Below are 25,672 nucleotides of genomic sequence, written 5' to 3'. Positions count from 1 at the left end.
CCTAACCCTCCCTGGGCGGCTCCAGATGGTAAAAAGAGCCCCCCCCACCCCCCCCCAAGGGGGGGCGCCCCACCAAACCGCCTCAAACACAGCAAGAATGGGCTCCCGCCCCTTGGGGAGGGCCGGGGAGGGGCTTCTACAAGCAGTTGTTTTTGTACCGGCGCCAGCCGGACTTTTTTTACCGCCAACGGCGGCTTTTTTTACCGTGGTCATTGCTGGCGTCATGCACCGCATGACGGTGGTGATGGCGGTGACGACACGGAGGAAAACTTGTTTTCCGACGGTCGGCACCACCGGCACCACCAAGGCGAAGCCGCCAGCAGTGCCCACGGCTTTTTGTGTTTATTTCAGCCCCATGTGGAGGCAAGCAGATAAAAAACCACGGTGGAAAGGCCACAAGCCTTGGCAACTCCTACAGAGTTGCCAAGGCAGAAAAGCCTCTCATCCCCCTACTTCTTCGCAAAGAACTTCTGGAAGAAGAGGAGCTGATAGTCTATGCTGTTGTGCCAATACTGCGCATTGTGGGCACCGGGACGCAGGATGAAATCGTGGTCGATGCCACGGCCGAGCAGACGCTCGTGGAGCGACTTGTTGCACTCGAGGAAGAAGTCGCCCTCGCCACAGTCGATGATGATGTCGAGGTCATGGTTCTGGATGCGGCCAATCTGATTGACCACCACATGGGCATCCCAGCGCTTGCGGTTGTGAGCCATCTCGCCGAGCGACCGCTTGATTTCCCAGTTCTGCGGGAAGCCACGGAAGTCTACACCACCACTCATGCTGCCACAGGCGCCATAGACATCCTTGTGGCGGAACGCCAGATAGAGCGCGCCATGACCACCCATGCTCAGCCCCGTCACTGCGCGACCCTTGCGGTCGGCGATGGTGCGATAGTGGCTGTCGATATACTCGACCAGTTCCTTGGAGGTGAAGGTTTCGTACTGCAGGTTCTTGTTGATGGGGCTGTCTATATACCACGAGTTGAGCGCGTCGGGGGTGACGAATATCATACCCTTCTCGTCGGCTATCTCGGGGAGCGTGGCCTTGACCTTCTCGAGATAATACTTGCAGTTGCCCGTGGCGCCGTGGAGCAGATAGAGCACCGGATAGCGCTGGTCGCGGTTTTTCTTGGTCTCGGTGGGTGTGATGACCACCGTCTTGACATCCTTGTTCATCACCGTGCTGTGTACCAGCACCGTATCTACCTTGCCTGCCTTGACGCTTAGCGCCAGGAGCATGCACAAACTGATAATAGCGAGTTTCTTCATTGTCGTTGATGATATTAGTATGGTGCAAAGGTAGTCCAAGTCGGAGAAAGCACCAAACAAAACGCCGACTTTTTGCCCCGGCAGAGGCAATTATGTCGCTCACGAAGAGGCCAGGGGCACACAAGAAAAGGAGCGGAGCCAGATGCTGGCGCCGCCACCACGTGCTGCCACGTGGAGACCAACGCTGCCGGCTCGTAACGGAAGACACGAGCGCACGTATCGTATGACACGAGGGCACGTAACAATAGGCACGAGCCCACGTATCGTATGATACGAGCCAGCCAATGCGGCTCCGGCGGCGACAAGGGCGGCAGCAGAGTCCCCCGGCGACGCCACGGGTGAGCCACTGGCGACGGGCCCTACCCCACCGGCAGCGGCGATGGAGGCGGCGGCAGTGGCAGAGAGCAGGGAAATCATTGGAAGAAGTGTATGAGAAAAACCGCTAAAAACGAAGAGTATGCTGTTTTTTTTTACTAACTTTGCAAAATATATAACCACGCCCCATCTAACTGCAAGAAATCATCATGAAAGTTGTAGAACTCATCAACATCCATAAAGACAAGAAGAACTTCTCGTTCGAGGTTCTGCCCCCACTCAAGGGCACGGGAACGGGCAAGCTCTTTGCCACTATCGACAAGCTGAAAGAGTTTGACCCTCTCTATATCAACATCACCACCCACCACAGCGAGTATGTGTATCGCGAGCTGGACAATGGCCAGTTTGAGCGCATGCGCATACGCCGCCGCCCCGGTACCGTGGCGATAGCCGCCGCCATCCAGCAGAAGTATGGCATCCCCGTCATCCCCCACGTGATATGCAGCGGCGCCACCATCGAGCACATCGAGTATGAGCTGCTGGACCTCCAGTTTCTGGGCATCGAAAACCTGCTGTTGCTGCGTGGCGACAAGGCCAAGGACGACCGCGTGTTTACCCCCGTGGCTGGCGGCCACGCCCACACCACCGACCTGATAGAGCAGGTAAACCGCTTCAACAGCGGCTACTTTGCCGACGGCAGCGCCATCAAGGTGCCGGGCACGCCCTTCGGCTATGGCGTGGCGTGCTACCCCGAGAAGCACGAAGAGGCACCCAATATAGAGATGGACATGGGCTATCTGAAGATGAAGCAGGACATGGGTGCCGAGTATGCCGTGACCCAGCTCTTCTACGGCAACAGCAAGTACTTCGACTACGTAGACAAGGCGCGCGCCATGGGAATCACCATCCCCATCATCCCCGGCATCAAGCCCCTCGCCAAGCTCTCGCAGCTCACCGTGGTGCCCAAGACCTTCCACTGCGACCTGCCCCAGGAGCTGGCAGCCGAAGTGAAGCGCTGCAAGACCGACGACGACGCCAAGCAGCTGGGCATAGAGTGGGCCACACACCAGTGCCAGGAGCTCTACGCCCATGGTATCAACAATATACACTTCTACACGGTGTCGGCAGTGGACAGCGTGGCTGAGGTAACGAGACGACTGATATGACATTTGACGAGGTAATAGGACAGAAGGAGACCAAGAAGCGTCTCATGCAGATGGCAGAGGAGCACAGGCTGCCCCACGCGCTCATGTTCTGCGGCCCCGACGGCTGCGGCAAGATGGCTATGGCGCTGGCGCTGGCCTCCTATCTGCTGGGCGAAAGCGCCATGCTCAAGAAGTGGGAGCACCCCGACCTGCACTTCAGCTTCCCCATCGTCAAGCCCGCCGGCGCCACCAGCGAGACCAAGGTGGTGTGCGACGACTTTGTGAGGGAATGGCGCGACATGCTCCTGGCGAGCCCCTACTTCACCATGGACCGCTGGCTGAAGCGCATCAAGGTGGCCAACCAGCAGGCGGTGATATTTGAGGCAGAGAGCGAGGCGCTGATACGCAAGCTGAGCCTCAAGTCGAGCCAAGGCGGCTACAAGGTGGTCATCATCTGGCTGCCCGAACGCATGAACGTGGTCTGCGCCAACAAGATACTCAAGCTGCTCGAGGAACCGCCCATGCAGACGGTGTTCCTGCTCGTGAGCGACGAGCCCGACAAGCTGCTCGAGACCATTCGCAGCCGCGTGCAGCGCATAGACATGAAGCGCATCGAAGACCACGACATCGAGCAGGCGCTCACCGAGAAGAGGGGCATAGCCGACGACGACGCCAAGCGCATAGCCCACTTGGCCAGTGGCAGCTGGCTCAGAGCCCTCGAGGCGCTGGACGCCGACAACGAAAACGCCGAGATGCTGGAACTCTTCAAGACGCTCATGCGACTGGCCTATATGCGCAACATCAAGGACCTGAAGACCTGGAGCGAGGATGTGGCGCAGCTGGGACGCGAAAAGCAGCGCCGCATGCTGGCATACTTCAGCCGCATGACGAGAGAGAACTTCATGTACAACTTCCACAACGCCGACCTCTGCTATATGACGGCGCAGGAAGAGGCGTTCGCCCGCAACTTCGCGCCCTTCGTCAACGAGCACAACGTGATAGGGATAGCCGAAGAGCTGGAGAAATCGATGAAAGAGATAGGCCAGAACGTCACGCCCAAAATCGTGATGTTTGACCTGGCCCTCAACATGATTATGCTGTTGAAACAGAAATAAGTCGTAAGTGACACCATATATAAACCCATAAAAAGCAAAAACGAGACAATGAGTAACAAATATAAACTCTGCTGCGACACCGATAGAGGTCTGAGTTGCTGTGGCTGCGGCCGCCAGGACAACCAGCTCAATACCTATGACTGGCTGGCAGACATCCCCGGCAACGACGAGGAGACTGACCTGGTGGAAGTACAGTTCAAGAACACCCGCAAGGGCTACTACCACAACGTGAACAACCTGGAACTGAAGAAGGGCGACACCGTGGCGGTAGAGGCAAACCCCGGCCACGACATCGGAGTGGTGACCCTCACCGGCAGACTGGTAAAGCTGCAGCTGAAGAAGGCCAACCTGAAGTCGGCAGATGACATACGCCGCATCTACCGCATCGCCAAGCCCATCGACATGGACAAGTATCGCGAGGCAAAGAGCCGCGAGCACGGCACCATGATACAGAGCCGACAGATAGCCAAAGACCTGGGGCTCCAGATGAAGATAGGCGACGTGGAATATCAAGGCGACGGCAACAAGGCCATATTCTACTACATCGCCGACGAGCGCGTAGACTTCCGCCAGCTCATCAAGGTGCTGGCAGAGACCTTCCACGTGCGCATCGAGATGAAGCAGATAGGTGCGCGTCAGGAGGCTGGACGCATCGGCGGAACGGGTCCCTGCGGAAGGGAGCTCTGCTGCGCCACATGGATGAAGAACTTCGTAAGCGTGAGCACCAACGCTGCCCGATACCAAGGCATCTCGCTCAACCCGCAGAAGCTGGCGGGTATGTGTGCCAAGCTCAAGTGCTGCATGAACTACGAGATAGACGACTATGTAGAGGCCAACCGCAAGATGCCCGCCAAGGACGCTGTGCTGCAGACCAAGGACAACGACTACTATCAGTTCAAGACCGACGTGCTGGCGGGGCTCATCACCTACTCGACCGACAAGAACCTGGCAGCCAATCTGGAGGCCATCAGCGCCGAGAGGGCTCACGCTATCATCGAGATGAACAAGCAGGGCGAAAAGCCGCTGAGTCTGCTCGAAGACGGCACCGCAAAGGTGGAAAAGAAGTCGCTCGACCTGCTCGAAGACGCCGACATCAGCCGATTTGACCGCAGCAAGCGCAAGCGCAAAGGCGGCAACAAGCCCAAGGGCAACGGCAACCAGAAACAGCAGCAGGGCGGAAAGCAACAGCAGGGTCAGGAACCCAAACAGGGGGACGCCCAGAACCAGAACCGCGACGAGCACAACAAGGGGCGCGAGGGCCAGAACCAGAACCGCGACGGCCAGAAGCAAGGTCGCGACGGCCAGAAGCGCAACCGCCAGGACAATCGCCGCCAACAGGGTCAGCGTCGTCAAGGCAACAGGGACAGACAGCAGAACGCGCCTAAGAACAATAAGGAGGAATGAGAAATCTGGGGCTTCTGACAGGCATCGTGATGATGATACTCACGGCATGCGACGGCAAGGTGTATGACACCTACCGCCACACGTCGCTGGAGGGATGGGAGCGCAACGACACCCTGTGCTACGACGTGGCAAAGATGGCTCAGGCGGGCGACTACCTCGTAGAACTGGGGCTGCGCACCGACTACGACTTCCCCTTCGTCGCCATCACGCTCATCGTAGACCAGACCATTCTGCCCGAAGGCACCACGCTGAGAGATACGCTCGACTGCCGACTGGTGAAGACCAACAGCACGCAGAAGACGGGCGGCATAAGTTGCTTTGAATACAACACCGAGGTGCGCAGACTGAGGCTCAACGCCAACGACAGCATGCACATCACCGTGCGCCACGACATGAAGCGCGACATTCTGCCGGGTGTGAGCGACGTGGGTATCTCCGTCAGACGGATGGAGTAAATCCTCTGGCGGCGGAAGCAGTTCTGTCAGGCGGATAAGCAGTTCCGTCAGGACGGTTGGGCAATTCTGCCGAATGGATAAGCAATTCCATCGGATGGACAAGCAATTCCATCGGATGGACAAGCAATCGGGGCTACACCTTATTATATATAGGGGACGGGAGTGAGTGCCGGCTGGCAGGGGCACAAGTCCCCGGCTCGGGAAGACCAAAGCGGCGGAAAGAAAGCCGACAACAGATAAGACAAAACCAACGGTAACCGGAGAGGGGGACCGTTGGTTTTTATTTTGTAAGCCTAAACACGCTGGTTGCGGGCGGCATCGATGCGGAGGAAGATAAACAGGAGGATGGTAAAGCCCCACAACGACGAACCGCCGTAACTGAAGAAGGGCAAGGGGATGCCGATGACGGGGGTAAGGCCAAGCACCATGCCCACATTGATAAACACATGGAAGAGGAAGACACTCAGCACACAGTAGCCATAGATGCGTCCGAACTTGAAGGTCTGCCGCTCGGCCAAGTGGATAAGCCGCAGGATGAGCGCGAGAAAGAGCAGCAGCACACCTGCCGACCCTACAAAGCCCTCTTCCTCGCCCACGGTGCAGAAGATGAAGTCGGTGTCTTGCTCGGGCACGTACTTGAGCTTGGTCTGGGTTCCGTTGAGGAAGCCTTTGCCCTTGAGTCCGCCTGAACCTATCGCTATCTCACTCTGATGGACATTGTAACCGGCTCCGGAGAGGTCTTCCTCGAGTCCCAAGAGCACATTGATGCGCACACGCTGGTGGGGCTTCATCACATCGTTGAGCATATAGTCGGCAGAGTAGAAGAAAAGCACCGAGCCGATACAGAACAGCGAGATGTAGAAGAAGCTGCGGATGCGGGTGGAAAGCCCCTGATAGATGAGGAAAATCGCCATGGCGACGATGGTGGCAAGCTGTATCCACACGATGTCGAAGGCTACGATGAAGCGGGCTGCGAGGGTGGCTATGAGGGTGGTGGAAGCCACGGCTATGGCCATGATGCGCACGGTCTTGGGCGACTTGCAGTAGGAGGCGACCATGCCGGTAGTGAAAATCTGCGCCAACAGCAGGACGACATACTTGCCCACCGAGGTGGGGGTGTCCATGAGCATCACGTTCTCGTACTTGATGCCGACGACAAAATAGATGACCATCGCCACACCCGAAAAGAGGATGCTGCCCTGCATGCCTTCGCGGTAGAACATCAGGAAAAACGAGAGGTAAACCAGCGCCGAGCCAGTCTCCTTCTGCCCGACGATGAAGAGCATCGGTAGCACCACCACGCCAATCGCCATCGCGAAGTGGCGCCATCGGTGGATGTCAAAGCCATAACTGCTCATGAGCTTGGACACCGCGAGCGCCGTGGCGAACTTGGCAAACTCGGCCGGCTGCAATCGCAGCGGTCCAAGGACAAGCCACGAGCGCGAGCCCTTGATTTCGTGAGGGTTGAAGATAGTCACAAACAGCAGCAAGAGCAGCACACCATAGATGACGTAGGCAAAGGTGTCGTACATGCGCGAGTCGGTCATCAGGATGACAAATCCCAACGCTAAGGAGGTACCTATCCACACGATCTGCATACCCGAGCGCGAGCCCATGCTGAATATATCGGTCGAGCCATAGGTATAGCTGGCTCCGCAGACACTTATCCATCCGAAGACGAGCAGCGCCACGTAGATGAACACCGTCCACTTGTCCAGAGAGCGAAACACGCCCTGATTGTTATCTATTGCTTGAACCATAAGCTATACGTTTCTTCTGGAATACTGCGGCCTTGGCTTCCGACGCAGGCGACAGTTTTCCCTTAATATATTGTTCCATCATCAGGTCGCCAATGGGCACACCATAGTCGGCACCCCATCCACCGTTCTCGACATACACGGCAATGGCTATACGCGGGTCGTTCATCGGCGCGAAGCCCATGAAAACGGAGTGGTCATGACCTCTGTTCTGCGCAGTACCCGTCTTACCGCAGGCTTCATAGTCGGCACGGTTCATCGAACGGCTCGTACCTCGGAGGACCGAAGCTCGCATGCCGGCAACGACATATTCGTAAGCGCGGCGACTTGCTTTGGTGTAATGGCGACGAGTGAAGGCGGTGTCGAGGGGCTCTCCAGCCACCTTGCGCACCACGTGGGGGGTATAGTAATAACCTCTGTTGGCGATAGTGGCACCGAGGTTGGCGATTTGGAGCGGTGTAAGGTTGACTTCACCCTGCCCAATGGAAATACTGATAACTGTAAGGCCGTTCCATGCACCATGGTAAGCCTTGTCATAGAACATACCGTTGGGGATGAACCCTCGCTTCTCGCCGGGCAAGTCAATACCGAGCCGATAACCAAATCCCATACTCTTCATGTAATCGCGCCACACGTCAAGGGCAGCAGCACTGTTGGCGTACTTACGCCGGTTGCCCACCATGTGGTAGAGGCCCCAGCAGAAGTAAGCATTGCAGGAGGTACCGATAGCATTAATCATGGCGATGGGCGACGCATGGGAGTGGCAGCCAACGTGGAGACCTCGGTAATAGAAGCCGCGATGGCAGGGGAAAGAGGTGGCGGGAGTGATGATACCCTCAGACATATAGGTAAGAGCCTGGGATGTCTTGAAGGTAGAGCCGGGAGGATACTGGCCCATCGTAGAACGGTTGAGCAGAGGTTTCCACGGGTTGCGGGCCAGCGCGAGATGATTCTTGCCACGCTGGCGACCCACCATGATGCGCGGGTCGTAAGTGGGGGAAGAGACCATGCACAGCACCTCGCCTGTGGAAGGCTCGATGGCCACGATAGAGCCTATCTTGCCCTCGAGCAACCGCTCGCCCAAGGCTTGGAGCTTGATATCGATACTGAGCGTAAGGTCTTTACCAGCCACAGGCCGGCGGTCGAGCTGGCCATGCTGATAGCTACCCTGGATGCGGCCGTGGGCATCGCGCAGGAGAATCTGTATACCCTTCTCGCCACGCAGCTGTTTCTCATACGATTTCTCCACACCCTGCTTGCCGATGTAGTCGCCAGCCTGATAGTAGTCATCGTCCTCAATATTGGCCTCAGAGACCTCTGCCACATCGCCCAGGACGTGGGCTGCATTGGGATACTGGTACTGACGGATGCTGCGCTTCTGCACATAGAAACCGGGGAAGCGGAACATCTTCTCCCGGAACATACTGAACTCCTGGTCAGAGAGCTGCGACAAGAACAGTTGCTGGGTAAACCGCGAATAGCCGGGGTTCTTGCTGCGGTCCTTGATGTCGTTCATACGACGGATGAAAAACTCCTTGGTGATACCCAGCGCCTGACAGAACTCGAGGGTATCGATATGGCCCTTCTCTTCGTTCATCACCACCATGATGTCATAGGCAGGCTGGTTGTAGACCAGCAGATTGCCGTTGCGGTCGTAGATGACACCACGCGAGGGATAGTCTATCTTCTTGAGGAAAGCGTTACTGTCGGCATTGCGCTTGTAGTCATCGCTCATCAGCTGCAGCGTGAATAGGCGGATGATGTAAACCACGACAATGACGACGGCCACGCCTCCGATGACGAAGCGCCGGTTCTCCAGGTTGAAGTCTTTCATTTACAGCTTCCTTGCGTTTTCGATTACCAGTATCAGCATTGTGGTGAGGATGGTGCTCGACAACGCGCAGGCCAGCCATTGGGGCCAGTTGTAGAAGCAGAACGCCTCCAGAGTAAAGAATACGAGGCAGTAGATGGTCACCACTATCAGAGTGTAATAGAAGAAGCGCGCCGTGCCCAGGTTTTCCATCGTCGGAGCCATATCCTCCTCAGCCTCACGGCTCAACAGCGGCATGAGGATGTAGGGGCGGACAAAGCCAATCAGCGTCATGCTGACGGTGGCTATTCCCGACGTGTCGGAGAATATGTCTACGATGACGCCCATGACAAAAGCAATGAGCAGCAGTGCCCATCGGGGGCAGTTACGCTTAAGGAGCATGATAAGATAGACATAGAGCAAGGGCGTGGCGACACCGAAGAGATGGATATGATTAAGTATCAATATCTGCACCAGCAGTATCACCGCGTATAAGATTATGTCTTTGACTATCCCGTATTTCATTTTAATCTTTCTGTTTGAGCAAGATGGAGTCTTTGGCTGCGTTGAGCAGCTGCATGCGCTCACTAAGCTCAGTGTTGTCGACCACACACACGTCGCGCAGCTTGCCAAAGTCGGTGGCGAGCTTTACCTTCAAGCGGAAGGAAAGTCCGTCGGCCGAGTTGAACACGTACTTGACCTGCCCCACCATGATACCGGCAGGGAATACCTCTGAGTAACCGCTGGTTACCACGTAGTCGCCCTTGCGGAAACGGGCGTGGCGAGGCACGTCGTCGACATACGCCATATCGGTATAGCCGCCATCCCAGTGGAGGTAGCCGAAGTAGCCGCGGTCCTTGATGGTACAACTGATGTTTGACTGGCGGTTGAGCACGGGGATGATGACGGCGTAGTGGGCCGATGCGAGATAGACGATGCCTACCACGCCGTGGCCGCTTACCACGCCCATATCCTTCTTCACCCCGTCGGCCTCACCCTTGTCGATGGTGATGAGATTGTCTTTCTCTGAGATGGTGTTCGAGATTACCTTGGCCGGAATGAGTCTGTAGCCCTCCAGCGACTGAGCCTTGACCTGAGCCAACAGCGTACTGTCGGCCGAAGTCTGTTCCAGCCGGTCGGAGAGCACCTTGACCTGGCTCTCCAGATATACGTTGCGGGCAGTGAGCTGCTCATTGATATCCCCCAGGGAGAAATAAGCCGTCACCTTAGAGTCCCATTCATAGAGCTTTCCCGCCACCACATTGGCCGAGGAGAACCACACGCTCCCCTGGTAAGTGTGACCGCGGAAAAGCCATACCAGTCCGATAATCTCGAATAGGACGAAGAGAAACCAATGGTTATGCTTGCCGAGAAACTCTAACAGGTTTCGCATTGGCACTATCTCATCAGGAACGAGAACTTGTCAACATTCTTCAGCGCGATGCCAGCTCCGCGTGCCACACTGTGCAACGGGTCTTCGGCGATATGGAAAGGAATGTTGATTTTCTCCTGAAGACGACGGTCGAGACCACGCAGCAGGGCGCCGCCACCGCTCAGATAGATACCGTTCTTCACGATATCGGCATAGAGCTCGGGGGGAGTGTTCTCAAGAGCCGAGAGCACGGCGTTCTCAATCTTTGCCACGGTCTTGTCGAGACAGTGGGCAATCTCCTGATAGCATACAGGCACCTCCATAGGCAGTGCGGTGATGCGGTTAGGACCATGTACCACATAGTCTTCCGGAGCCTCGTCGCCCAGGTCGGTCAATGCCGAGCCCACATGTATCTTGATGCGCTCTGCCATACGTTCCGACACCTTCACATTGTGCTGACGGCTCATGTACTCCTGAATGTCGGAAGTAAGGTCATCGCCAGCCACGCGGATAGAGTTGTTGGAGACGATGCCACCGAGAGAGATAACGGCAATCTCGGTGCTACCACCGCCGATGTCGACAATCATGTTGCCCTCGGGAGCCTCAACGTCGATACCGATACCGATGGCGGCTGCCATAGGCTCAAAGATAAGATAGACATCGCGGCCATCGGCATGCTCGGCACTGTCGCGGACAGCACGGAGTTCAACCTCGGTAGAGCCCGAAGGCACACCGATTACCATACGCAGTGAGGGCGAGAAGAGGCGGCTGCCAGAGTGTACCATCTTGATAAGACCACGCATCATCTGCTCACAGGCAGAGAAGTCGGCAATCACACCGTCGCGCAGGGGGCGCACCGTACGGATGTTGTCGTGAGTCTTCTCGTACATCATCTTGGCCTTCTGGCCCACGGCAATCATCTTGCCGTCAATGCGGTTGAGAGCGACTACCGATGGTTCGTCCACCACAATCTTATCATCACTGATAATGATGGTGTTGGCCGTTCCCAGGTCCATCGCAATCTCCTGAATGAATGAAAAAAATCCCATTTATAAAAATCGTTTATAGCTATAAATAATCGTTGTTGTTACTTGACAAACCACTCATGGATGGCGGTGTCGTAGTGGCTGCTTACGCCGAAGGCGCGGGCTGCCAGCATCTTGCGGTCTTCGATGTCGGTCTGGGCACCCTTCTTGTTGAGGATATCGAGCAGCACGCTATACTCGGCCTTGCTGGGCACGATGACCACGTCATTGAAGTTCTTGGCTCCGGCACGGATGAGCGAGATGCCGCCGATGTCTATCTTCTCGATGATGTCGGCATCCGATGCGCCGCTTGCCACGGTCTGCTCAAAGGGATAGAGGTCTACTACAACCAGGTCTATGGCGGGGATGTCATATTCCTTCATCTGTGCCTGGTCGCCCTCATTGGCGCGACGGGCCAGTATACCTCCGAACACCTTGGGATGGAGGGTCTTCACACGGCCACCGAGGATAGAGGGATAGGAGGTCACGTTCTCTACCTTCTCACACTCGTAACCCAGCGATTCGATGAACTGCTGAGTGCCGCCAGTCGACAAGAATTTCACACCTTCTTCATTGAGTTTCTTCAACAGTTCATCCAGGCCGTCTTTGTGGAACACTGAGATGAGGGCTGTCTTGATTTGTCTTGTTTCTGCCATAATTGTTTGTTGCTTTAGATACTACGTGCAAAATTACGAAAATATCCTCTATTACTTAAATAAACAAGGTGGAAATTGTAGTTTCCACCTTGAAAATTATGATAAATCAAACGCTCACTCCTAATAAGTGGCGCGAAGATAGATTTCACGTTGTTTCTCAGTCACACCATTGGCGTCGAGCAGCTGGGGCAGCCGCTGATAGTTGGCACGGAAGGCAGCCACGAGTTCTTTCATCCTGTCGGGATAGTAACTGATGGCTCGACCGGTCGACTCCATCGTGCCGAGTCCCTCGCCGAAGACGATGCCGGCCTTCTGGCGCTTCAGCCTGTAGTTGTTCTGCCCTATACGGCGCATCTGGCCCATCAGTCCGTCGGCCACATCGATGGCGTCGGGGGCATAGGTCACCTCTACTGTCTTCTCGATGTTGGGGTCGCTGTCGGCTATGGCTATGGTGGCGGTAAGCGTGTTGCCGTCATAGTCGAACGCCGCGGGCTTGCCGTTGACCACAACCAGCTCTGGCACAGCCCGTGCCACTATCTTCACACTGTACTTGCGTGCCTCGGGCATGCCCTCATAGCTGCCCTCGCGACGACCTATCTTCACGGTGAGCTTGTTGCCCTCGACCTCCTGGGTCATGCGGGTGCGGGCAAAGGCGGTGGCATAAGCCTTGTCGTTGCCGTTGTCCTCATACATCGAGAACTCGCCGTTGCCGCCGGGGTAGACGGTCACCACGATGGGCTCGTCGTTGGATTTCAGGTTCTTCACCTTGTCATACATGGGGATGACGGCGCCCGCCTTGACATACATGGGGTACTCGTCGAGGTGGAAGTTGCGCTCCACGCGCTGTCCGCCCTTGAGCAGCGTGCCCGTAGCCACCTCATACCAGTCGTTGCCGCCGGGGAGCCACACCTTGTGGCGGGACACACCGTCTGCCATAGGCTGGGTGATGGGGCTGACCAGGATTTGGTCGCCAAACATATAGCTGTTGCGCTCCTGGTAGGCTTCCTCGTTCTCGGGCCACTCATAGTAGAGCGGACGGCAGAGCGAGAGACCCTCGTCGTAGGCACGGCGTGCCATGGTGTAGATGTAGGGAGCCATGCGGTAGCGCTCGAGGATGGTGTTGCGGATGATGCTGAAGTGCTGGTGGTCAAAGGCCCACGGTTCCTTGTCGAGCGCGGAGCTCTTGGTCGAGTGGGTACGCAGGATGGGACTCAGCGCACCAAACTGGAGCCAGCGTATATAGAGTTCGGGGTCTATGCGGTTGGCGTTCATGTGGCCGCCGATGTCGTGGCTCCAGTAGCCATAGAGCACGTTGGAGGCGGTGGCGTTGAAGTAGGGCTGGAAGTCGAGCGATTTCCAGCTGATGACGGCGTCGCCCGAGAAGCCTATCTGGTAGCGGTGGTTACCCAGCCCGCCCCAGCGGTGGTAGAGCATCGGGCGCTCCTGGCGATGGCGCTCCATGTCGGTGAAGGTGGTATAGTTTATCCACCAGGTGTTGCCGAGCCGTGGGAACTCCTTGTCGTTGAGTCCCTGCTGCCAGTCTAACCACCAGAAGCTCACTCCGTCGCGCTCCATAGGGCGCAACACGGTGTTGTACCATCCCTCCATAAACCGTTTATCCGACGCTGCCCAGTCTATGTCCTTCTTCTCGTCGGGGTTCATGCCCATCCAGCGCGCCATAGCGGGATATTGTTCCTCGTAGGGTTTGATGCCGTCGGCGGGATGCAGGTTGAGGGTCACGTTGAGCTGCTTCGAGCCAGCCCACTGCAGGAAGCCCTTGGGGTCGGGGAAGAGGCGGCGGTTCCAGGTATAGCCTGTCCATGCGCCCTTGCCCTTCTCGGTGTAGTGCCAGTCCATGTCGACCACCAGCACATCGAGGGGGATGCTGTAGGTATCAAAGTTGTCTACCAGCTGGCGCAGTTCGTTGTCGGTGTAGCACCAGTAGCGCGACCACCAGTAACCGAAGGCATAGCGCGGAGGCAGCGCCATCTTGCCCGAGACCACGGTAAAGTCGCGCAGAGCCTTGCGATAGTCGTGGCCGTAGGCCATGAAGTACCAGTCCTGGGCTTTGCCTTCCTCGCGGCGGTGGCTTACCCACTGCCAGTCGCTATGGTCGAAGAGATAGTTCTGCGAGTCGTCGATGAAGGTCCATCCGCTGCGCGAGAGCAGACCGTCCTCGATGGGCATGGGCTGGTCGCCGCGCATATTGCCGTCATATCCGTCGAGGGTGCGATAGGTACCCTTGAGATTGAGGGTGTCTTTCTGCCCGGGGCGCCAGGCAAAGGGCTTGACTCCCTTGCGTTTGGGCGAGGTTATGAGCAGGTTGCCGTCGCCGAGCGGGCCCTGGCTCTTGGTATACTTGATGACCATGCAGCGGGTGGTTATCTCGACGGTCTTGCCACGGTCACGGGTGGTATAGTCTACGGCGGGGTAGTCGCGGTTGATGGCCATGAGCGACTGTCCGTCCTCAAATCGGCCGTCGGGCGAGTACTCCATACGTGCCATGCCGTCGGTGACGAGCGATATGCGTACATGGCTGTCCTGGTAAGCCACGTTCTTCTGGGCGGTGGCGGGCAAGGCGATGAGGGCGGCTATCACTGCCGCTGCCGCCTTAGCAGTTTTGCTTATGTTCATAATAGTGTTGCAGATTGTTTATTGTACTATATATAATAAGGTATAGGTTGCGGCAGCCTATGACGACTGCCGCACCCCAGAGAGGGCGTGCGCCGCGGCTCAGGAGGGGCACCCCATGTCGCAGTCGTCTTCCATATAGGGCGCGAGCACCTTGGCCATACGCGTGAGACCGTCTATCATGCGGCTGCGCGGACAGGCAATGTTGATACGCATATAGCCCTGACCGGCGCGACGGCCGTACATGGTGCCGCTGTTGAGATAGACCTTGCCCTCGTCGCGGAGTTTGGCTTCGAGTTCATCTGAAGTAAACTCGAGGGCAGAGATATCTACCCACACGAGGTAGGTGCCTTCGAGCTTGAGCACTTCTATCTTGGGCATATACTCGGCAAAGAAGCGCTTCAGCTCCAGGTAGTTGTCGTAGAGGTAGCGGTTGAGCTCGTCGAGCCACTCCTCGCTCTCGTTGTAGGCTGCCACGAGCGCGTCGGGACCGAAGGGGTTGACCTCGCACACCTCGAAGATGTTGATGACGCGGTCTACGCGACGGCGCATCTCTATGTCGCTGCAGATGACGTTGGACTGCATCAGTCCGGCGGTGTTGAACGACTTGGAGGGCGAGTTGAGGGTCACGGTGATGGCCGATGTCTCGTCAGAGAGCGACGCAAAGGGCGTATACTCATAGCCGGGCATCACGAGCTCGCAGTGTATCTCGTCGGCGATGACGCGCACATGATGGCGGCGACAGATGTCGCTCACGCGCTCAAGCTCGTCGCGGCGCCACACGCGGCCGGCGGGGTTGTGGGGGTTGCAGAAGAGCAGCACGGCGGCGCGCTCGTCGGCACAGCGACGCTCCAGGTCGTCGTAGTCGATGACATAGCTGTCGCCCTCGCGCTTGAGCTCACACTCTGAAGCCTCGCAGCCGCAGTTGCGTATCGACGAGAAGAAGCAGTTGTAGACGGGGGTGAGGATAACCACCTGCTGACCGGGCAGGGTGAGCGCCTTGATAGCACAGCTCATGGCTGCCACCACACCGGGGGTGTGGAGTATCCAGCTACGGTCGATGTGCCACTGGTGGCGGCGGTCAAACCAGTTGATGACGGCGTCGTAGTAGCTGTCGTCGGTGAAGGTGTAGCCATAGACGGGATGGGCGGCGCGGCGCTCCACAGCCTGGCGTATGGCGGGAGCCACCTCGAAGTCCATATCGGCCACCCACATGGGCAGCTCGCCCTCGCCTATGCTGTCCCACTTCACACAGCGGGTACCGAGACGCTCGGGGGCATGGTCAAAATCAAATGTTGCCATTGTATCTTTATTGTTTGGTTGTTTCTATACGGCAGTCGTGGCCACGGGCATAGTCGTCGTAGGTGATGCGGTCTATGCGGTCGGCGACGATGTGTCCGCTCACGGGGTTCTTGACCTCGGTGATGGCGCCGCTGATGCGGGCGTCGATGTGGGAGCTGTCTTCAAAGGCACGGTCGCAGGCGGCGTCGAAAGTACAGTCTTCGAGGGTCACGTGGTCCATGTAGCAGAGGGGCTGCTCGCCACTGATGTGGCAGCGCACCAGACGCACATTGCTGCTGTGCCAACCCAGATACTCGCCGTCGAGCTCGGAGTCGTAGACGGTCACATTGTCGCATTCCCAGAAACTGTCCTTGGTCGTAATGCGGGCATGGTGTATCTCCACGTTGTGGCAGTACTGGAAGACATACTTGGAGTCGCTCTTCAGGCCGTCGACGTAGATGTCTTCGGAGAACATGAAGGGATAGGTACCATCGTGGAGCTCGACATTGTAGAGCTTCAGACCGCGCACGCGCCAAAAGGTCTCGTCGGCATCGGTGAGGATGACGTTGCGCAGGGTGAGGTTGCTCATCTCGCGGAAGAACTTGGGCGCGTCGATGACCGTGTCTTCCATCACCATGTTGTCGGAGTACCAGATGGCACTGCGGCTCTCGGGCGCGAAATAGCAGTTGGTGATATGGCTGCCGTCGACGTGCCACCAGGGGTATTTGCCATAGAAGCGGGAGTCATCGCACTCGATATTGCGACAGAACTTGATGCCCGACTCGCCATCGGTGATGGTGATATGCTCGAGCCGCGTGTCGCTCAGACCAAACAGCGGACGCTCGCCGCCAAATTCTTTATCCTTAATCAGATTCATAGTGGATATTATTATTTACCTACAAAAATACTAACTTTCGTACACTTATGCCACGATTGTCGGGAGTTTCTTCATCGGTTTTAATAAATATTAGAGAAGACACCCCGGCGGCACCGCCTTCAGCGGCGGAGCCACGCCCGCCACTCTCGCGCGGACAGGCATCGGCCAGACGCTGGCACCGACCTGTCGGACAGCGACAAAGGTACGCACAATCATCGTCCTGTGCCCTACCCCGAATACGGAACTTGTTACCGCTACTCCCGAAATAGCTGCCGCGGTGCCCCTGACCACCTCTGCCGGCTCGTATCAACAGGCACGTGGGCTCGTGACTTACGAAACGAGCCTTCGTATCAATAGGCACGAGGGCTCGTAACTATTGATACGAGCCAGCAAGGGCGTTCTCTACCGCCACAGACACCTGATACACAACAGCTATCGATACGCTCCACACCACCAGCGCGCGCAGCCTCGGCACAGGAGGTCATCGCCATACTCTTCACAGCGCTCACGCCGATGCCGATTAGCCTCTGGCGGGCGCTCGGGCAGACAGCCACCGTGGCGACCGCACGCAGGGGCAAAATAAAGGCTCCAGCCTCGGGAACAAACCCGGACTGGAGCCATGTATTAATAACTATAAAACCGTATTAAAGGTTGGGGTTGATCTCAGACCACTTCTCTACTGGAGGCAGAGCACCGAGAGCAATCACCTGGTCGCGCATACCGGCGAGGTGGTTGTAAGAAGCGTCGAGAGCAGCAATCTCGTCGGCTGTACCCATAACTGGCTTGGTGTAGACACCGTCGCTGGTGATGCGGGTAGGCATAGCCATCATCACGTGGTTGTAACGGGCTGTGTCGGCATAAGTACCGGCGGGATAAGTGAACTCTTCGCCACCCATAGCAGCCTCGATCATCTTGACAGCGAGGTAAGAGGGGCTCTGGAATGAGCTGCGGCGACGGAGCTCGATAATCTTGGCACCACCCTGGGTAACTTCCTTCTGCATGGTAGCCCACTCCTCAGCGGTAAGACCCTTACCGTTGACAGTAGCCTTGCCAGCAATCACGTCGAGCAGCTTGACGCCGTCGACAGTGGTAGGAGAAGCGAAGACAGCCATCTTCTCGCCGTGGCCACCATAGGTGTAGGCGTTCTCGATGACAGCCTGGCTTACGCCGAAGTGCTTGGCCAGCGCACCCTTGAGACGAGTAGAGTCGAGGGCAGCAAGTGTAGCAACCTGGTTGGGCTTCAGACCAGAGTGAACGAGAGTTACGAGGCCGGTGATGTCGGCGGGGTTGAAGATAACCACGCAGAACTTGGCGTCGGGGCAGAACTTCTTGATGTTCTGGCCAAGCTCCTCGGCAGCCTTAGAGTTGCCTACGAGCAGGTCTTCACGTGTCATGCCCTCCTTACGGGGTGCGCCACCTGAAGAGATGATATACTTAGCGCCAGTGAAGGCTTCCTTGGGGTCAGTGGTAGATACGATGTTGGCATCGTCAAATCCGCACTGACGCATTTCCTCGGCTACGCCTTCAGCTGAGAATACGTCGTAAAGACAAATGTTGGGAGTAAGTCTGAGCATGAGTGCTGTCTGCACCATGTTGGAGCCAATCATGCCGGCTGCGCCGACGATGACGAGTTTGTCATTAGTTAAAAATTCCATAACTATAATATTAATTATAAGTGATTCGTTCTGTCTTTTATCCTGCAGCTTGACGGAGCCAATCGTCACTCCCGGCTACCCAAATGCAATCTGGAGATGCATCGGAGTAAGGGCAGCGGTCGCCTCGAGCTGCTATCATCTGCAAAATTACGAAAAAAAGAATGACAAATGTCATTTAATCGCAATTTCTTTTGTGATTAATTCTTAAAACTTTTACCTTTGTCATGTCCAATTAGCAAAATAGAGATGAAAGAGATGATAGAAAACAGAATAGAGCGGCTGCGCGAGCTGATGGAGCGAGAAAAGATAGACGCATTCATCATCCCGAGCAGCGACGCGCACAACGGAGAATATATAGCAGACCACTGGAAAAGCCGCGAGTGGATAAGCGGGTTTACGGGGTCGGCAGGCACCGCCGTGGTCACCATGAAGAGTGCCGCGCTATGGACCGACTCGCGCTACTTCCTGCAAGCCGAAGAGCAGCTCGATGGCACCGAGTACCAGCTGATGCGGCTGCGCATGGAGGGAACTCCGTCGATAACCGAGTGGCTGGGCGCCGAACTGGCTGAGAAGAGCGGTGCCACGGTGGCCATAGACGGCTCGACAAGCACATACAACACGGTGCAGGCGATGACGATGGCGCTGCGCAAGCAGGGTGGCATCACACTGCGCACCAACCTCGACCCGATGAGCCGGATATGGACAGACCGACCCGCGCTGCCACAGAAACCGATAAGGAAGCACCCGATGGAATGGGCAGGGACAACGGCTGCTGACAAGTTGACGGCGATAAGGCGCAGGCTGGCAGCGGTACACGCCGACGGCATGTTGGTATCGGCGCTCGACGACATAGCCTGGACGCTCAATCTGCGCGGGGCCGATATAGAGTGCAACCCAGTGTTCATAGCCTATCTGCTCATCGCATCGAGGGGCGCCACCCTGTTTACGGAGTGCAGCCGCGTGAGCGACGAGGTCAAGGAGTATCTCAACGACAATGGCGTGGAGCTGCGCCCATATAATAAGATAGGTGAAGGACTGGCACAATATTTCGAATACTCGATACTGATGGACGGCAACGAGACGACTGCGCTCATGCCGCGCTACGTGCCCAGCCGCACACAGGTAATCTATGCGCCATCGCCCATTCCGCTGATGAAGGCGGTGAAGAACGAGGCTGAGACAGCGGGCTTCCGCCAGGCTATGGTGAGCGACGGCGTGGCGATGGTGAGGCTGCTCAAGTGGATAAAGCCGGCAGTGGCAAAGGGCGGAGTGACCGAAATGGGCGTGGACGACAAGCTCACGGCGCTGCGCAGCGAAGACCCTGCGTATGTGGAGAAGAGCTTTGAGACCATAGCTGCCTATGAGAGTCACGGCGCCATCGTACACTATGAGCCGACAGCCGACAGCGACGTCGAACTGCGTCCCGAGGGGCTGCTGCTACTCGACTGTGGCGCCCAATACGACTGCGGTACCACCGACATTACCCGCACCATACCGCTGGGACCCGTGAGCGAGGAGCAGAGACTGGTGTACACGCTGGTACTCAAGGCTCACATACGACTGGAGATGGCTCAGTTTCCGGCAGGTGCCAACGGCACGCAGATAGACGCCATAGCGCGCAGCGTGCTGTGGAGCCGCGGCTACAACTACCTGCATGGTACGGGCCACGGCGTGGGTGCGCATCTCTGTGTGCATGAAGGCCCGCAGCAGATACGTATGGAGTATGTGCCCACGGCGCTCAAGGCGGGCATGACCATCACCGACGAACCGGGCGTCTATCTCGCCGGCCGCTTTGGAGTGCGCATCGAGAACGTGCTGCTCATCGTCGGTGGCGACAGCACCGAGTGTGGCAATTTCCTACGTATGGAATCGCTCACGCTCTGCCCCATCGACACCACGGTGATAGACCGCTGGCTGCTCGACGACAATGAGGTGGAATGGCTCAACGACTACCACCGCCGCGTGTATGAAGAGCTGGCACCGCATCTGGCCGACGACGAGCGCCAGTGGCTCGCAGAGGCTACGGCAGCGATAGACTAATCGCGCAGAAATAGAAACAGAAAGCCCGAAGACCGTAGATGACGGACTTCGGGCTATATCATTTGTCGTAACCGACAGCGCGGACGCCCCGAGGCAAACCTCGGCAGGAGCAGAGGACAAAGGGGCTGTCGTGCGGGCGTGGACTTAGAAGTAATAAGTCATGCCCAGCTGCCAGGCGCTGCTCTTGGCGTTGAAGGCGCTGCGCACCACATCGCCGGCACCGGTCTCACCCGACTTGCCGCAACCGAAGTTGTAGTTGAGGTTGAACGCGAGATGGCTCATCAGCGACACGCCGGCTCCGATGTTGAAGCTCATGTACGTATTCTTCCACTTCCAGTCGATACTCTGGATGTCGTCGGCCATATTGAAGGCAAACTGTGGACCTGCAAAGGCATAGATGCTGGCCAGACTGCCCAAGCCTATTCCATAACGCAGGTTGATAGGGATGGCAATCTGCTTGACAGTGAGCGTAGCCTGGTCGCGGACAATCTGCTCGTTGCCACGTTCTACGGTAACATCGGCAGAATACTGGTTGTAGAGGGCTGAGACGTCGATGCCGAGGCCCGTGAGGGGCAGAGAGACCTTAGCGGTGGGGCCAAGATAGAAGCCGATATTGTTGGACTTGTCGAGTACATTGCCCTTGACGGAGAACTCGGACATATTGATACCGCCCTTGACACCGAACTTAATCTGTGCATTGGCGCTGCCTATAGCCACAAAGGCCAAGAGCATCAGGGTTGCAAATAGTTTCTTTTTCATTGTCGTTTGTATTTAATTGGTTATTGTATCTCTTATTAAACTGCATTACGGATAACTCAAGTGTACAACCACGCAAGCAATAAACTTTTAATCCTCAAATCTATCATATCATAGATTTGGCTTTACACATAGCAGAGTCTTACTCTCTATTGATTTTTTCTACCAATTCATCTGGTGTAAGTATCTCCATTTTAGAGAAACCAAACCACTTTTTGCCCAAGTCCTTGATAGAGGCTCCTATATGATATACATCATCGTCTATACAAAGGAAGCAGTCGTGCGATAAACGGAACACTTCAACATCAATCGGTACATATTGAGCATTATGACGGTCTATGTCAAGCTGGAACTGACGACTAATCTGCTGGGTATAGATGACCGCAGATACACCTTCATCTCTTTTATCGAGCAATGTAAGTACAGTCTCGTCAACATAGTTGTCGACAAGGACTATACGCTTCTTCGCACTCTTAATCAAGTCGGACACGAATGTATAGGCATCATAAATCTGTCCGTTGTAGAACACTCCTTGCTTCGGCTTCGCATTGCCCTCATCCAATCGGCGAAATACCTCGTCTATGCGTTTGTCCGCTTCTTGCTGATGTTGCTGCATTTCCAATTGATGGTACTCAATCGTTTCCAAGCGACTGAACACAGAAGCGTTGGTTGTCATGAAATGGCGCATGGAGACAAAGGCCCGCATGATTTGGATATTGACCTCAATGGCTGTTTTGGAACGGAGAACACTGCTAAGCATCGCCACGCCCTGCTCTGTAAAGGCAAAAGGTAATTTCTTTATATTCTGTCCTCGTCCAGCGTTCAAAGTCACAATTTGTGATTTTGAACATTCCTCCATTGACAACTGAAACCTAAAATCAGAAGGGAACCTCTGAATATTACGTTTGACTGCTTGGTTCAAAGTTCTTGTCTCCACACCATATAGCATTGCTATATCTTTGTCAAGCATAACCTGTTGTCCTCTAATCACCTTTATTAGAGACTCTATATTATCCACGACAACCATCTGGTCACAATTTGTGACCAGTTCGCCGTCCTCTATCTTTTCTTTTATATCTGTCATATCTTCAAAATCACAATTTGTGATCTCAAACGTAGTGCTTAATAGTGCAAGCATAGCTTTTACCCCTTAAACGACTATCACAAAACCTTTACTTTGAAAAGAACGTAAAGTCAAGTCTATTGCGGTAATTGCCCGTGTAGTAATCGCTTCGCTCGCTGCACTGTATGTACAACCCTGTTTCGCCACATCACGAAAGGAATATCCCTTGCGGCGCGAACCTATCACTTCCCTATCTTCGGCAGTCATCTGTTCTGCCGTTTTATGCGCCTGGGGCTTACAACTTATTATATATACCGTTTCCGTAGTGACTGCAATCGGGATGATATTTAATCACGTTCCAATTGCGCACAAATAGATGGCGTGGCTATCATTATCGGAGCAGAGAGGGACGAATGTCCTTCTTCGTCCAATAACAAGTGCTGGCTACAATCAGTGACGCTGACGACGCACGGTGACACGCGCTGCCGAGGATGACGAACGCGAAGAGGTGGAGCGGGTCTTGGACTTTACGGTCTTGTTGCGCACGGAAGTCGAAGACGATGCGCGGCGGCCCTTCTTGACGGGCTTGACATCCTTGTTGGCCTTGGCGATGCTGTCGAGCGAGTCTTTGCGGGCCTTGTCGCCCCAGAGGTTCTGCTCGAAGTCCACGATCTCCTTCTCTATACGCTTCTGCTCCTTGGAGAGGGCTGAGTCGGTGGGACAGTACTGAGCCAGAGTCTTGCCGAGCATATTGTTGGTCTTGTAAATCTTGCCGCGGTACATGTTTTTGGCAAAGTAATCGTCCATGCTCATCACGGCGGCGTTGTTGAGATTGCTCGTCATCACGGTCTGCTTGACCAGGAAAGGTGCCAGGTCGTCGTACTTGACCCAGAAGAGGGGATAGGACGTGGCATTGTCGCCGAAATCGTCTTCACGCTTCATGATGGGGCACAGCGCCAGCACTTGGGTGTGGAAGGAGGCTGTGGTCTGGTCGTAGTAGACGCACTCCTTGAGATAGTAAGCGGTGACCTCGCGCGAGGGGATATCGCTGTTGTCGATATAGATGCCCCGGTTGGTCTTCTCGTAGAATATATGGTAATTGTCGAGGAATGCCTTGAGCTTGACCTGGGCAGCCTCGTTGAAGACCTCGTTTCCGTCAAGCCGGTACTCGTAGGCCTTGATGTTGCCGGTCATCATGAGCTTGAAGATGTAGGTGAAGAGGTTGACCTGGTTGCCCATAGGCTCTACAGGGTAGTAGAGGCTGGCGTTGGCGTCGTCGTGGAGGTCGAGCTCGCGATAGATATCGCGGCGCCACACGACATCTTCTGCCATGCGAGTCTGCACAGGGAAGGAAATCTGGGCTCGGGTAGAGATGGCGCCGCTGGTGGTGGCAGCAGCCTTCTGCTCGGCTTTGCGTTTGGCGGGCTGGGCGGTCGCATGGACAGCCATCATTCCGACGAGAAGGATAAATAATATTTTCTTCATTGTTGCATTGTTTTCTTATTTGACGATGACCTCCATGGGGTAAGACAGCGTGCGCGTGATGCCATCGGGGCCCACGGCCTTGACGCCTCGGATGTAGAAGCGGCGGTTGCGGGAGAGGCGGCGGAAGGTTTCGCGCTGACGCTCGGAGAACCGGGCTCCGTTGGAGGCTATTGGCACGGCGTTGCCCATATTGTCGAAGAAGACGGTCTCGAAACTTACCACGCGGAAGGGGATGTCGAGCAGTCCGTCGTCGATGGCGGCATGGATGCGGTCGATGCCCATCAGCGCAGACTTGGACAGGCCGCCACCCTTGTAGCGGTCGGTGCCGATGACGAGGTAGGCCATCGGGTCGGGGAGCTTGCGCACGTGGAAGGTGAACTTGCCCATCTGGCGGATGGCATTGCCCTTGCGCGCACTGACGGTGATGGTCACATCGCTGCCCACGGCTGAGGGTTTGGCGATATATCGACCCATGCCCACGGAATGGAAGGCACCGCCAGTCATGGATGCCTGGACCTCGTTGAGGGCTACGCCGGGGATGCTGATACTGATGGGGTTTTCATAGCCGGCATAGAGCACGTTCATGAGGTCGGCAGAGACGGTGGCACTGGGCGCCACCACGTTGTACTTCTGCGTAAAGTCGCGGCGGATAAGGCCGCCGTTGCCATTGCGCATGGTGATGTATCCGGCGAAGGAGTGCTCACCCACGCCGCTGGCTGTGAAGCGGTAGTTGTTGCCAGTAATGCGGCGGCCGCCCACATATATCTCGGGTGTCATGGTGGTATCTACCGCCGCCATCACGATGCGGGCATCGAAGGCGTCGCCGCTGATGACGGTCTTGGACTCGGGGATGACAAAAGCCTCAAGCCTGTTGACGCGGATATCCTTGAGGTCGATGTTGGAAACGAGCGTATGAAGCACCTCTCCCTCGGCGTAGCGCACGTCGCTCTGCAACTTGGAGAGCATGGTGACGGCTGCCGCCACAGGCATATTCTCAAACATATACTGCTGCCAGTTCTTGCCCATAGCGTGGGCGCCACGGGGGAGCTGGGTAGTAAGGTTGCTGCTGATAATCTTGCGCTGGCGCTCGTCGGTCACCATCGTAAGGATGCGCTCCCGGTAATGGTTGATGGCAGCAAACAGGGCACCGCCCTTACCGGTGATGGGCGCAAGCATCACATGGCTTGCAGCCTCGAGATTGTCCTTGTTCTTGATGTTAGCCAGGTCGGCGTCCTTGCCGTCGGCCTCGGCCACAATCTGCTCCTTGAGCTGCTGGGAGAAAGCATAGAGAGAGTCGCTCATCTGCTTGACCGCCATGGCTTTGGCAAACCACTGGCTCACCTTCTCCGGGTTGGTCTTCATCTGCTGTTCAAAGCGCGCATAGAGGGCACTGTTTTCCTCGGCCGAATTGGCGGTGGTGCGGTTGATGCTCTCCTCGACGATAGAGAAACCGTTGAGCACCTCGGTGGAGATATTGAGTGCCAGCATGGCCATGAGGATGACATACATCAGATTGATCATCTTCTGGCGCGGGGTTATCTGTTTCTTCTTGATTGCCATCA

21 protein-coding genes are annotated in these 25,672 nt (G+C 56.1%); 5 read left to right on the top strand and 16 right to left on the bottom strand.

The window, feature by feature from the left end; translation table 11 throughout:
- Positions 1-449 precede the first annotated feature (449 nt).
- Positions 450-1,268 carry an alpha/beta hydrolase family protein gene (locus CIK95_RS09675; RefSeq protein WP_094385575.1) on the bottom strand — a complete coding sequence of 273 codons (819 nt, stop codon included), beginning with the start codon at positions 1,266-1,268 and terminating at the stop codon, positions 450-452.
- A gap of 99 nt (positions 1,269-1,367) precedes the next feature.
- Positions 1,368-1,685 carry a hypothetical protein gene (locus CIK95_RS12895; RefSeq protein WP_144007798.1) on the bottom strand — a complete coding sequence of 106 codons (318 nt, stop codon included), beginning with the start codon at positions 1,683-1,685 and terminating at the stop codon, positions 1,368-1,370.
- Between the two features lie 107 nt (positions 1,686-1,792).
- Between CIK95_RS12895 and CIK95_RS09670 the strand changes: the two genes are divergently transcribed.
- Genes CIK95_RS09670 through CIK95_RS09655 form a run of 4 tightly spaced genes read left to right on the top strand, consistent with a single transcriptional unit; the run spans position 1,793 to position 5,702 of the window.
- Positions 1,793-2,749 (top strand): methylenetetrahydrofolate reductase, encoded by a 957-nt coding sequence (locus CIK95_RS09670; RefSeq protein ID WP_094466891.1) that lies wholly within the window; start codon positions 1,793-1,795, stop codon positions 2,747-2,749.
- Complete coding sequence (locus CIK95_RS09665; RefSeq protein WP_094466890.1) at positions 2,746-3,843, top strand: DNA polymerase III subunit delta; 1,098 nt, start codon at positions 2,746-2,748, stop codon at positions 3,841-3,843. Before CIK95_RS09670 ends, CIK95_RS09665 begins: the two co-directional genes overlap by 4 nt.
- A gap of 48 nt (positions 3,844-3,891) precedes the next feature.
- Positions 3,892-5,247 carry a regulatory iron-sulfur-containing complex subunit RicT gene (locus CIK95_RS09660; protein ID WP_094466889.1) on the top strand — a complete coding sequence of 452 codons (1,356 nt, stop codon included), beginning with the start codon at positions 3,892-3,894 and terminating at the stop codon, positions 5,245-5,247.
- Positions 5,244-5,702, top strand: a complete 459-nt coding sequence (locus CIK95_RS09655; protein WP_094466888.1) for a gliding motility lipoprotein GldH — start codon at positions 5,244-5,246, stop codon at positions 5,700-5,702. The genes CIK95_RS09660 and CIK95_RS09655 overlap by 4 nt, the downstream gene beginning before the upstream one ends.
- 293 nt (positions 5,703-5,995) lie before the next feature.
- Here CIK95_RS09655 and rodA read toward each other — a convergent pair whose 3' ends face one another.
- The 10 genes from rodA to CIK95_RS09605 all read right to left on the bottom strand — a co-directional run bounded on the left by rodA (position 5,996) and on the right by CIK95_RS09605 (position 18,766).
- Positions 5,996-7,462, bottom strand: a complete 1,467-nt coding sequence (rodA, locus tag CIK95_RS09650) for a rod shape-determining protein RodA (RefSeq protein ID WP_094388086.1) — start codon at positions 7,460-7,462, stop codon at positions 5,996-5,998.
- Complete coding sequence (mrdA, locus tag CIK95_RS09645; protein ID WP_094388085.1) at positions 7,443-9,293, bottom strand: penicillin-binding protein 2; 1,851 nt, start codon at positions 9,291-9,293, stop codon at positions 7,443-7,445. The genes rodA and mrdA overlap by 20 nt, the downstream gene beginning before the upstream one ends.
- The gene (gene mreD / locus CIK95_RS09640) at positions 9,294-9,794 is read right to left on the bottom strand and encodes a rod shape-determining protein MreD (protein ID WP_094385590.1); all 501 of its coding nucleotides are present in this window, start codon (positions 9,792-9,794) and stop codon (positions 9,294-9,296) included.
- Position 9,795: 1 nt separating this feature from the next.
- Positions 9,796-10,662 (bottom strand): rod shape-determining protein MreC, encoded by an 867-nt coding sequence (gene mreC / locus CIK95_RS09635; protein ID WP_022310402.1) that lies wholly within the window; start codon positions 10,660-10,662, stop codon positions 9,796-9,798.
- A 5-nt stretch (positions 10,663-10,667) separates the two neighbouring features.
- Positions 10,668-11,690, bottom strand: coding sequence for a rod shape-determining protein (locus CIK95_RS09630; protein ID WP_022310401.1), 1,023 nt, complete (start codon positions 11,688-11,690; stop codon positions 10,668-10,670).
- A 38-nt stretch (positions 11,691-11,728) separates the two neighbouring features.
- Positions 11,729-12,322 carry an IMP cyclohydrolase gene (locus CIK95_RS09625; RefSeq protein ID WP_094385592.1) on the bottom strand — a complete coding sequence of 198 codons (594 nt, stop codon included), beginning with the start codon at positions 12,320-12,322 and terminating at the stop codon, positions 11,729-11,731.
- Between the two features lie 120 nt (positions 12,323-12,442).
- On the bottom strand, positions 12,443-14,956 hold the full coding sequence (locus CIK95_RS09620; protein ID WP_094466887.1) for a glycoside hydrolase family 31 protein: 2,514 nt from the start codon (positions 14,954-14,956) through the stop codon (positions 12,443-12,445).
- A 99-nt stretch (positions 14,957-15,055) separates the two neighbouring features.
- Positions 15,056-16,255, bottom strand: coding sequence for a MalY/PatB family protein (locus tag CIK95_RS09615; RefSeq protein ID WP_094466886.1), 1,200 nt, complete (start codon positions 16,253-16,255; stop codon positions 15,056-15,058).
- 7 nt (positions 16,256-16,262) lie between these two features.
- Positions 16,263-17,111: a DUF3737 family protein gene (locus CIK95_RS09610; RefSeq protein ID WP_094466885.1), complete on the bottom strand. Its 849-nt coding sequence runs from the start codon at positions 17,109-17,111 to the stop codon at positions 16,263-16,265.
- Between the two features lie 644 nt (positions 17,112-17,755).
- A complete protein-coding gene (locus CIK95_RS09605; RefSeq protein ID WP_094385601.1) occupies positions 17,756-18,766 on the bottom strand; it encodes a malate dehydrogenase in 1,011 nt (336 codons plus the stop codon).
- Between the two features lie 246 nt (positions 18,767-19,012).
- Here CIK95_RS09605 and CIK95_RS09600 point away from each other — a divergent pair, with 246 nt between their 5' ends.
- Positions 19,013-20,806 carry an aminopeptidase P family protein gene (locus CIK95_RS09600; protein WP_094466884.1) on the top strand — a complete coding sequence of 598 codons (1,794 nt, stop codon included), beginning with the start codon at positions 19,013-19,015 and terminating at the stop codon, positions 20,804-20,806.
- Between the two features lie 144 nt (positions 20,807-20,950).
- Here the strand turns inward: CIK95_RS09600 and CIK95_RS09595 are convergent, their stop codons facing one another.
- From CIK95_RS09595 to gldM, 4 genes are all read right to left on the bottom strand, one after another.
- Positions 20,951-21,565, bottom strand: coding sequence for a porin family protein (locus CIK95_RS09595; protein ID WP_022310393.1), 615 nt, complete (start codon positions 21,563-21,565; stop codon positions 20,951-20,953).
- 139 nt (positions 21,566-21,704) lie between these two features.
- On the bottom strand, positions 21,705-22,646 hold the full coding sequence (locus tag CIK95_RS09590; RefSeq protein WP_094466892.1) for an ORF6N domain-containing protein: 942 nt from the start codon (positions 22,644-22,646) through the stop codon (positions 21,705-21,707).
- Between the two features lie 429 nt (positions 22,647-23,075).
- On the bottom strand, positions 23,076-24,110 hold the full coding sequence (gene gldN / locus CIK95_RS09585; RefSeq protein ID WP_094385605.1) for a gliding motility protein GldN: 1,035 nt from the start codon (positions 24,108-24,110) through the stop codon (positions 23,076-23,078).
- Positions 24,111-24,125: 15 nt separating this feature from the next.
- Positions 24,126-25,670: a gliding motility protein GldM gene (gldM, locus tag CIK95_RS09580; protein WP_094466883.1), complete on the bottom strand. Its 1,545-nt coding sequence runs from the start codon at positions 25,668-25,670 to the stop codon at positions 24,126-24,128.
- Between the last annotated feature and the right edge of the window lie 2 nt (positions 25,671-25,672).

Origin of the sequence: Prevotella sp. P5-108, from assembly GCF_002251385.1 — a bacterium.
Taxonomy (GTDB): Bacteria; Bacteroidota; Bacteroidia; order Bacteroidales; family Bacteroidaceae; genus Prevotella.
The sequence above is the reverse complement of the archived record's forward strand: the minus strand, read 5'-3'. Positions and strand labels throughout refer to the sequence as shown.

Bases quoted from the DNA above. Each gene is read 5' to 3' on its own strand.
- CIK95_RS09675 (WP_094385575.1), bottom strand. From the start codon at position 1,268: ATGAAGAAACTCGCTATTATCAGTTTGTGCATGCTCCTGGCGCTAAGC.
- CIK95_RS12895 (WP_144007798.1), bottom strand. From the start codon at position 1,685: ATGATTTCCCTGCTCTCTGCCACTGCCGCCGCCTCCATCGCCGCTGCC.
- CIK95_RS09670 (WP_094466891.1), top strand. From the start codon at position 1,793: ATGAAAGTTGTAGAACTCATCAACATCCATAAAGACAAGAAGAACTTC.
- CIK95_RS09665 (WP_094466890.1), top strand. From the start codon at position 2,746: ATGACATTTGACGAGGTAATAGGACAGAAGGAGACCAAGAAGCGTCTC.
- CIK95_RS09660 (WP_094466889.1), top strand. From the start codon at position 3,892: ATGAGTAACAAATATAAACTCTGCTGCGACACCGATAGAGGTCTGAGT.
- CIK95_RS09655 (WP_094466888.1), top strand. From the start codon at position 5,244: ATGAGAAATCTGGGGCTTCTGACAGGCATCGTGATGATGATACTCACG.
- rodA (WP_094388086.1), bottom strand. From the start codon at position 7,462: ATGGTTCAAGCAATAGATAACAATCAGGGCGTGTTTCGCTCTCTGGAC.
- mrdA (WP_094388085.1), bottom strand. From the start codon at position 9,293: ATGAAAGACTTCAACCTGGAGAACCGGCGCTTCGTCATCGGAGGCGTG.
- mreD (WP_094385590.1), bottom strand. From the start codon at position 9,794: ATGAAATACGGGATAGTCAAAGACATAATCTTATACGCGGTGATACTG.
- mreC (WP_022310402.1), bottom strand. From the start codon at position 10,662: ATGCGAAACCTGTTAGAGTTTCTCGGCAAGCATAACCATTGGTTTCTC.
- CIK95_RS09630 (WP_022310401.1), bottom strand. From the start codon at position 11,690: ATGGGATTTTTTTCATTCATTCAGGAGATTGCGATGGACCTGGGAACG.
- CIK95_RS09625 (WP_094385592.1), bottom strand. From the start codon at position 12,322: ATGGCAGAAACAAGACAAATCAAGACAGCCCTCATCTCAGTGTTCCAC.
- CIK95_RS09620 (WP_094466887.1), bottom strand. From the start codon at position 14,956: ATGAACATAAGCAAAACTGCTAAGGCGGCAGCGGCAGTGATAGCCGCC.
- CIK95_RS09615 (WP_094466886.1), bottom strand. From the start codon at position 16,255: ATGGCAACATTTGATTTTGACCATGCCCCCGAGCGTCTCGGTACCCGC.
- CIK95_RS09610 (WP_094466885.1), bottom strand. From the start codon at position 17,111: ATGAATCTGATTAAGGATAAAGAATTTGGCGGCGAGCGTCCGCTGTTT.
- CIK95_RS09605 (WP_094385601.1), bottom strand. From the start codon at position 18,766: ATGGAATTTTTAACTAATGACAAACTCGTCATCGTCGGCGCAGCCGGC.
- CIK95_RS09600 (WP_094466884.1), top strand. From the start codon at position 19,013: ATGAAAGAGATGATAGAAAACAGAATAGAGCGGCTGCGCGAGCTGATG.
- CIK95_RS09595 (WP_022310393.1), bottom strand. From the start codon at position 21,565: ATGAAAAAGAAACTATTTGCAACCCTGATGCTCTTGGCCTTTGTGGCT.
- CIK95_RS09590 (WP_094466892.1), bottom strand. From the start codon at position 22,646: ATGACAGATATAAAAGAAAAGATAGAGGACGGCGAACTGGTCACAAAT.
- gldN (WP_094385605.1), bottom strand. From the start codon at position 24,110: ATGAAGAAAATATTATTTATCCTTCTCGTCGGAATGATGGCTGTCCAT.
- gldM (WP_094466883.1), bottom strand. From the start codon at position 25,670: ATGGCAATCAAGAAGAAACAGATAACCCCGCGCCAGAAGATGATCAAT.